The following is a 7,249-nucleotide window of genomic DNA, read 5'->3' on the forward strand; positions in this document are numbered from 1 at the left end:
GGGGCGGTGGTGCTCCCCCAGCGCGACGACGTCGACGCCCACCCCGTCGGCGAGCACCAACTCGTCGACGACCTGGCGGATTGGCCTGCGGGTGCGACAGCAGCGTGCCGTCGTCGCCCACCGGGACGTCCCGAAGGTGTCCATGCCGAAGATGATCTCGCTCATCCGGTTCCCCCATTTGGTTGATGGCTCAATCATGCCACGGGTTCCACGGGCCGGAGGCACCGCACGGCGGGTGGTGGTGCTGGTCGACCACCCCGACAGGACTAGCGCTCGCGGGGCCCCACCCAGGCGACGCAGCAGGTTCGCTCCGAACCGGTCCCCCGGTCACGTCCATCGTCGCCTTCATCGTGCGGGTCACCACCGGCGCGGCGAGCCGCGACAGCGGCATGTCGACGTCGACGGTCAGCGAGATCTCCAGATGTGTCGCGGGCGTGCCGTCCGGTTCCGGCTCGGCGTCGCTCAACGCGTAGTAGCCCTCCGCCCCCGCCCACTGGTGGCTCCGGCGGGCGGTGCGTGGGTGAACTCGATCCGTTTGCCCTCGACGAAGGTCATCCGCTCGGTGAACACCGGCTTGATGCCCACCCCGAGCACCGCGATTCCGCACCATGTGCCAGCGCCACAGCTCGTAGCCGTCGACGGCGGCGTCCCGCGCGGGGTCGGCCTCGATCCGGTTGAGCAGCGGCGTCAAACGTCGGCAGCACGGCGGGGTCGGTCAGGACGCGCCAGACGTCGTCACCGAGGCCGTGGACGACGGCCTCGGACGCGGTGGTCGCGGAGAAGCGGGTCAGGACGCCCCGTCCCCACCCAGCGCCCCGCCGGCGGCCGGGCTGTCGTCCCCGCCCGCCACGTCGGGCTCCGGCTCCTCGGTGCCGCGGTTCGCGGCCGGCAGCAGGTCCGCCAGCGCCGCCCCTCGAGACGACGGAAGGTCCGCCGCGGGCGGGTCCGGTCGAGCACCGCGACCTCGAGCGCCTCGGCGCCCAGGACCCGCGGCTGCGCGTTCGCGCCGTTGCCGGCCGACGCCGGGTCCGCCCCGGCACCTGCAGCCCGCCGAGCGCGACCTCGATCGCCGCGCCCAGCTCCAGGCCGTGCGCGTAGGTCTCGGAGAGCTTCTGCGAGATCGGCTCGGTCTGCCCGCCCATGACGACGAACCGCGGCTCGTCGGTGATCGAGCCGTCGTAGGTGATCCGGTACAGCTGGTCCCCGGAGGCCTCGACGCCCACCTCGGCGACGCACAGCTCCACCTCGAACGGCTTCTGCTGCTCGACGAACGCCGTGCCCAGCGCCTGGGCATAGGCGTTGGCCAGCATCCGGCCGGTCACGTCGCGCCGGTCGTAGGTGAACCCGCGGAAGTCGGCCATCCGGATCCCGCCGGTGCGCAGGTTCTCGAACTCGTTGTACCGGCCGACCGCGGCGAAGCCGATCTTGTCGTAGATCTCGGAGACCTTGTGCAGGGCCGTCGACCGGTTCTCCGCGACGAACAGCACGCCACCGGCGTAGGTCAGCACGACCACGCTGCGGCCACGCGAGATGCCCTTGCGGGCCAGCTCGGAACGGTCGCGCAGCAGCTGGTCGACGGAGGAGTAGAACGGCATCGTCATGGGGAGGCGCTCCAGGCTCGTGCTTCGTGCGGGGAGGGGGTCAGCGGGACGGTCCGCCCGGGCGCTCCCGGCGCCCGGCGATCACCTGGTCGACGACGGCGGCGATCTCGGCCTCGTCGCGGCGCACGGCGCCCTCGGCGGTGATGCCGACGACCACCGGGTAGATGCGCCGCACCGTGTCCGGCCCGCCGGTGGCGGTGTCGTCGTCCGCGGCGTCGTAGAGCGCCTCGATCGCGGTGCGCACCGCGCCGTCGAGGCCCGCGGCCGGGTCGTGCAGCTTCTTCAGCGAGGACTTGGCGAACACCGAGCCCGATCCCACGGCATGGAAGCCGAGGTTCTCGTCGTACCGCCCGCCGGTGGGGTCGAAGGTGACGATCCGGCCGGCCTGGGCCGGGTCGGCGGCGTGGGTGTCGTAGCCCGCGAACAGCGGGACGACGACGAAGCCCTGCATCGCCGCGCCCAGGTTCTGGCGGACCATCCCGGCGAGCTTGTTGGCCTTGCCGTCCAGCGAGAGCGGGACGCCCTCGAGCTTCTCGTACTGCTCGAGTTCCACCGAGAACATCCGGACCATCTCCAGCGCGATCCCCGCGGAGCCGGCGATGCCGACGGCGGAGTGGGTGTCGGTGACGAACACCTTCTCGATGTCGCGCTGGGCGATCACGTTGCCCGCGGTCGCGCGCCGGTCACCGGCGATCACGACGCCGCCGGAGAACAGCAGCGCGACGATCGTGGTGCCGTGCGGGACGCCCAGGGCGTCGGCGGAGGTGCCGGGACCGGCTGTCCGGTCCAGGCCCGCGCCGGGGAGCAGGTGCGGGGCCGCGCCGCCGACGAAGTCGGAGAACGACTGCGACCCGGTCAGGAAGGTGCCGAGCTGACCCGTGTGGTGCCCGGGCACCAGCCCGGAGGTGACCGACGGCCGGAACTCCATCTCTCGGACGTGCCTTTCGTTCGAACTGCGTGCGCCGGGGGTGCCGCTCCCCCACGTCGGCGGGGGTCGGCGGCCCTTCCGGCACGGCCGGGCCCGCAGGTGCGGACCCGGCCGGGACGGTACTGCTGGTGCCGGGGTGCGGCACGGTGAATGGCCCCGTGGAGCTCACTCACCGCCCTTCTGCACGTAGGACCGCACGAAGTCCTCCGCGTTCTCCTCCAGCACGTCGTCGATCTCGTCGAGGATGGTGTCGACGTCCTCACCGAGCTTCTCGCGGCGCTCCTGGCCGGATCCGGACGCGTTCTCGCCGGACTCGTCGTCTCCGTCGCCGCCACCCTGGCGCTTGGTCTGCTCCTGGGACATGACGCTCCTCCTTGCAGATCTCCTCGCAGAGAATTGCCTGCCTGCTCACCCTACCCACCGGGGGCGACAAAATCGCCTGTTGCGCGGCGGCGTGTGATCCGCTTCCCGGCGGGACGGCTCAGGAGGCGGTGAGCTTGTCGACCAGCTCCTCGGCCGTCGACACCGCCTCGAACAGCTCCCCCACGTGCTTGCGGGTTCCGCGCAGCGGCTCCAGCGTCGGGATCCGGACCAGGGACTCACGCCCCAGGTCGAAGATCACCGAGTCCCACGACGCGGCGGCGACCTCGACCGGGAACCGGCCCATGCAGGTGCCACGGAAGTAGGCCCGGGTGTCCTCGGGCGGCTCGGTCATCGCCGCGGCGACCTGCTCCTCGGTGACCAGCCGGCGCATCGACCCTCGGGTGACCAGCCGGTTGTAGAGGCCCTTCGCCAGCCGGACGTCGGAGTACTGCAGGTCGACCATCCCGAGCCGGCCCGACGCCCAGGTCAGGCCGTCGCGCTCGCGGTAGGCCTCGAGCAGCTTGAGCTTGGCCGTCCAGTCGAGCCGGTCGGCGGTCAGCATCGGGTCGCGCTCCAGGTCGACCAGCACCGATTCCCACTCCTCGACGACCTCGCGGGTGTCGGGGTCCCACTCCTCGCGGCGCGGGGAGACCGTCTGCTCCAGGTGCTCGACCGCGCGGGCCAGGTACTCCTGCTGGATCTGCAGTGCGGTGAGGTGACGGCCGTCGGCCAGCGGGACGGTCCGCTGCAGCGTCGGGTCGTGGCTGATCCGCGAGACCGACTTCACCGGCTCGGCCAGGCGCAGGTCCTCGAACGAGCGCCCCTTCTCGATCATGTCGAGGACCAGGCGGTGGTGCCGACCTTGAGCAGCGTCGCGATCTCGGACAGGTTCGCGTCGCCGATGATGACGTGCAGGCGGCGGTACTTGTCGGCATCGGCGTGCGGCTCGTCGCGGGTGTTGATGATGCCGCGCTTGAGCGTGGTCTCCAGGCCGACCTCGACCTCGACGTAGTCCGAGCGTTGGGCGATCTGGTAGCCGGCCTCGTCGCCCTGCTGGCCGAGGCCGACCCGGCCGGCGCCGCAGACGACCTGGCGGGTCACGAAGAACGGGGTGAGGCCGGTGACGATCGACGGGAACGTCGTCGTGCGGGCCATCAGGTAGTTCTCGTGGGAGCCGTAGCTGGCGCCCTTGCCGTCGACGTTGTTCTTGTAGAGCTGCATCCGCGGCGCGCCCGGCACGGTGGCCGCGCGGTTCGCCGCCTCCAGCATGATCCGCTCGCCGGCCTTGTCCCAGGTCACGATGTCGCGCGGGGACAGGACCTCGGGCGTGGAGTACTCCGGGTGGGCGTGGTCGACGTAGAACCGGGCGCCGTTGGTGAGGATGACGTTCGCCGCGCGAGGTCGTCGAGGTCGGTGTCGAGCTGCGGCGCCAGCGACGGTGCCGACAGGTCGAACCCCCGGGCGTCGCGCAGCGGCGACTCCACCTCGTAGTCCCAGCGCGCCCGGCGGTTGCGGGGCACGTCCGCCGCGGCGGCGTAGGCGAGCACCACCTGCGTCGAGGTGACGACGGGGTTCGCGGTGGGGTCACCCGGCACGGCGATGCCGTACTCCACCTCGGTGCCCATGATCCGGCGGGCCGTCACGACCGGCCCCCTGCGCGAGAGTGCATTGCACGAGACTAACCGTCCCCGCCCCGGTCCGGGTGCACCGCGGCCCGGCGGGATCATCGTGGCGTGACCGATCCCGCACGTGAGCGCCTGACCGTCTTCGACGCCGAGGGCAGGCCCACCGGCGTCGCCGAGCGCGGCGAGGTCTACGCCCGCTCGCTGTGGCACGCCACGACCGCGGTCCTGCTCCGCTCCGCCGACGGCACGCGGGCCTACGTGCACCGGCGCACCGACACCAAGCTGGTCATGGCCGGGATGTGGGACTGCCTGGCCGGCGGGGTCCTCGACGAGGGCGAGACGCCCGACGACGGCGCCGCCCGCGAGCTGGGCGAGGAGCTCGGCGTCACCGGCGTGCCGCTGGAGAAGCTCGCCGTGGTCCCCTTCGACGCCGCCGCGCTGGGCGTCGACACCGGGCCCGGCACCGGCCCGGACGGGCTGCGGGCCCACGTGCACGTCTACCGCGCCTTCTCCGACGGCCCGGTGACCCACCAGCCCTCGGAGGTGGCCGAGGGCGGCTGGTGGACCCTCGACGAGCTGGTGGCCCGGGTCGGCACCCGGACCGGCCCTGGGTCCCCGACGGCCTCTACGTCACCCGCCTCCTCCTGGCAGATCTCGTCCGTTAAAGTCCTCGGGCCAGCGCGTTTACCAATGGGTAACATATGTCACCCACACCGGTACCTGAATCGGTCCATGCCGAGCGGGTCGCGCGACGCCACCCCGGGAAGGGCCCAGCGTGAGGCCTCCCCGACGGACCACCACACCCACCACGCGACAGTTCCAGGAGCCACCATGGTCAGCATCTCGGTCTCGGCCCGATCCCTCGCCGCCGCCAGGCTGATCGATCCCGATGTCAACACCGCCGCCGTGCAGGCCGCGGTGGAGGCGGCACTGGCCGCCGAGCGGCACGAGCAGCGCGTCGCCGCGAGCTCGACCACGCGTCGCGAGCACACGGCCCGGCGCGAGCCGGACGCCCGCAGGTCCTGACCCCCGGTACGCCGACGGGCCCGCACCCCGGGGTGGGGATGCGGGCCCGTCGCGGCCGTCGTCAGAAGTTGATCATGTGGCCGGCCAGGCCGTGGATCGCCTCCTGCAGGCACTCCGACAGGGTCGGGTGCGCGTGCACGTTGCGCGCCATCTCGTGGACGGTCAGGTCCCACTTCTGGGCCAGGGTCAGCTCGGGCAGCAGCTCGGTCGCCTCGGCGCCGATGATGTGCCCGCCGAGCAGCTCGCCGTAGGTGTCGTCGGCGATCAGCTTCACGAAGCCTGCGGGCTCGGCCAGGCCGTGCGCCTTGCCGTTCGCGGTGAACGGGAAGGTCGCGGTGTTGACCTTCCAGCCCTTCTCGTCGGCCAGCTGCCGGGCCTCGGCCTCGGTGTAGCCGAACGACGCGACCTGCGGGTTGCAGAAGGTCGCGCGCGGCATCATCTTGTAGTTCAGCTCCTGGGTCTCGGCGCCCGCCAGGGTCTCGGCGGCGACGATGCCCTGCGCCTCGGCGACGTGGGCGAGCATGAGCTTCGCGGTGACGTCACCGATCGCGTAGACGTGCTCCACGCTGGTGCGCATGTAGTCGTCGATCTCGATCGCGCCGCGCTCGGTGAGGTTCACGCCGAGCTTGTCCAGGCCGTAGCCGTCGACCCGGGCGCGAAGCCGATGGCCTGCACGACCTTGTCCGCGCGCAGCTCCTCGCTGCCCTTGGAGGAGGACACCGAGACGGTGACGCCCTTGCCGTCGTCGGTGATGGACTCGACCTTGGTGGAGGTCCGCACCGTGACGCCGAGCTTCTTGTAGGCCTTGGCCAGCTCCTTGGACACGTCCGCGTCCTCGAGCGGGAGCAGCCGGTCCAGGTACTCCACGATGGTGACGTCGACGCCGTAGTTGGCCAGCACGAACGCGAACTCGACGCCGATCGCACCGGCGCCGGCGATGATCACGCTCTCCGGCAGCTCACGGGTGAGGATCTGCTCCTCGTAGGTGACGACCCGCTCGGACAGCTCGGTGCCCGGCAGCAGCTTGACCGTCGAGCCCGCCGCGATGATCACGTCGTCGTAGGTGACGGTCTCGTTGCCGCCCTTCGACAGCTCGACCTCGATCTCGCCCGGCTTGGTGAACCGGCCGAACCCGTCGAACTCGGTGATCTTGTTCTTCTTCATCAGGAAGTGCACGCCCTTGACGCGCCCGTCCGCGACCGAACGGCTGCGGTCGAAGGCGGCGCCGAAGTCGAGCGACACCTCACCGGACAGGCCGAAGGTCTTCTGCTCCTTGGTGACGATGTGGGCGATCTCGGCGTTGCGCAGCAGCGCCTTGGACGGGATGCAGCCCACGTTGAGACAGACACCGCCCCAGTACTTCTCCTCGATCACCGCCACACTGCGGCCGAGCTGGGCGGCACGGATGGCCGCCACGTATCCACCGGGTCCGGCTCCGAGTACGACGACGTCGAAATGAGGCATGTGCCCAGCCTAGGACGCCTGAGCCGGGCTCGGGCCGTCCGGTCCCGAGTCCCGGGTCACCGGCCACTCCCCGCCACCGGACAGGTGGGCGACGACGGCCTCGCAGGCCTCGCGCAGCCCGGCCTGCTGAGCAGGGGTCAGGCCGTCGAACACCGCCTCGCGGACGCTCTCGACGTGGTCCGGTGCGGCGCCGGCCAGGACCTCGAAGCCGCGGTCGGTCAGGTGGGCCAGCTGGCCACGCC

The 7,249-nt window shown here is 71.6% G+C and carries 5 protein-coding genes and 4 pseudogenes; 1 reads left to right on the plus strand and 8 read right to left on the minus strand.

Annotated elements, in window-relative coordinates; all coding sequences use genetic code 11:
* Window positions 1–190: 190 nt before the first annotated feature.
* The 6 genes and pseudogenes from KPL57_RS54440 to dop all read right to left on the minus strand — a co-directional run bounded on the left by KPL57_RS54440 (window position 191) and on the right by dop (window position 4,517).
* Window positions 191–466: a hypothetical protein gene (locus KPL57_RS54440; RefSeq protein ID WP_226358179.1), complete on the minus strand. Its 276-nt coding sequence runs from the start codon at window positions 464–466 to the stop codon at window positions 191–193.
* Window positions 463–585 (minus strand): hypothetical protein, encoded by a 123-nt coding sequence (locus KPL57_RS68235; protein WP_264199780.1) that lies wholly within the window; start codon window positions 583–585, stop codon window positions 463–465. Before KPL57_RS68235 ends, KPL57_RS54440 begins: the two co-directional genes overlap by 4 nt.
* Window positions 586–787: 202 nt before the next feature.
* A pseudogene (gene prcA, locus KPL57_RS54445) lies at window positions 788–1,601 on the minus strand (proteasome subunit alpha).
* Window positions 1,602–1,641: 40 nt separating this feature from the next.
* On the minus strand, window positions 1,642–2,529 hold the full coding sequence (prcB, locus tag KPL57_RS54450) for a proteasome subunit beta (protein ID WP_226358175.1): 888 nt from the start codon (window positions 2,527–2,529) through the stop codon (window positions 1,642–1,644).
* 165 nt (window positions 2,530–2,694) lie between these two features.
* On the minus strand, window positions 2,695–2,892 hold the full coding sequence (locus KPL57_RS54455) for a ubiquitin-like protein Pup (RefSeq protein ID WP_020626587.1): 198 nt from the start codon (window positions 2,890–2,892) through the stop codon (window positions 2,695–2,697).
* Between the two features lie 118 nt (window positions 2,893–3,010).
* Window positions 3,011–4,517: pseudogene (gene dop / locus KPL57_RS54460) on the minus strand (depupylase/deamidase Dop).
* Window positions 4,518–4,625: 108 nt separating this feature from the next.
* On the opposite strand from dop, the gene KPL57_RS54465 reads away from it, so the two are divergent.
* Window positions 4,626–5,543 carry an NUDIX domain-containing protein gene (locus tag KPL57_RS54465; protein WP_226358180.1) on the plus strand — a complete coding sequence of 306 codons (918 nt, stop codon included), beginning with the start codon at window positions 4,626–4,628 and terminating at the stop codon, window positions 5,541–5,543.
* A 61-nt stretch (window positions 5,544–5,604) separates the two neighbouring features.
* On the opposite strand, the pseudogene lpdA reads toward KPL57_RS54465, so the two are convergent.
* Window positions 5,605–7,007 (minus strand): annotated as a pseudogene (gene lpdA / locus KPL57_RS54470) (dihydrolipoyl dehydrogenase).
* A 9-nt stretch (window positions 7,008–7,016) separates the two neighbouring features.
* Window positions 7,017–7,249: pseudogene (locus KPL57_RS54475) on the minus strand (MarR family transcriptional regulator); the annotation flags it as partial.

Source organism: Pseudonocardia sp. ICBG601, assembly GCF_020496245.1.

Coding starts and splice junctions, on each gene's coding strand:
- prcB (WP_226358175.1), bottom strand. CDS start 2,529: ATGGAGTTCCGGCCGTCGGTCACCTCCGGGCTGGTGCCCGGGCACCAC.
- KPL57_RS54455 (WP_020626587.1), bottom strand. CDS start 2,892: ATGTCCCAGGAGCAGACCAAGCGCCAGGGTGGCGGCGACGGAGACGAC.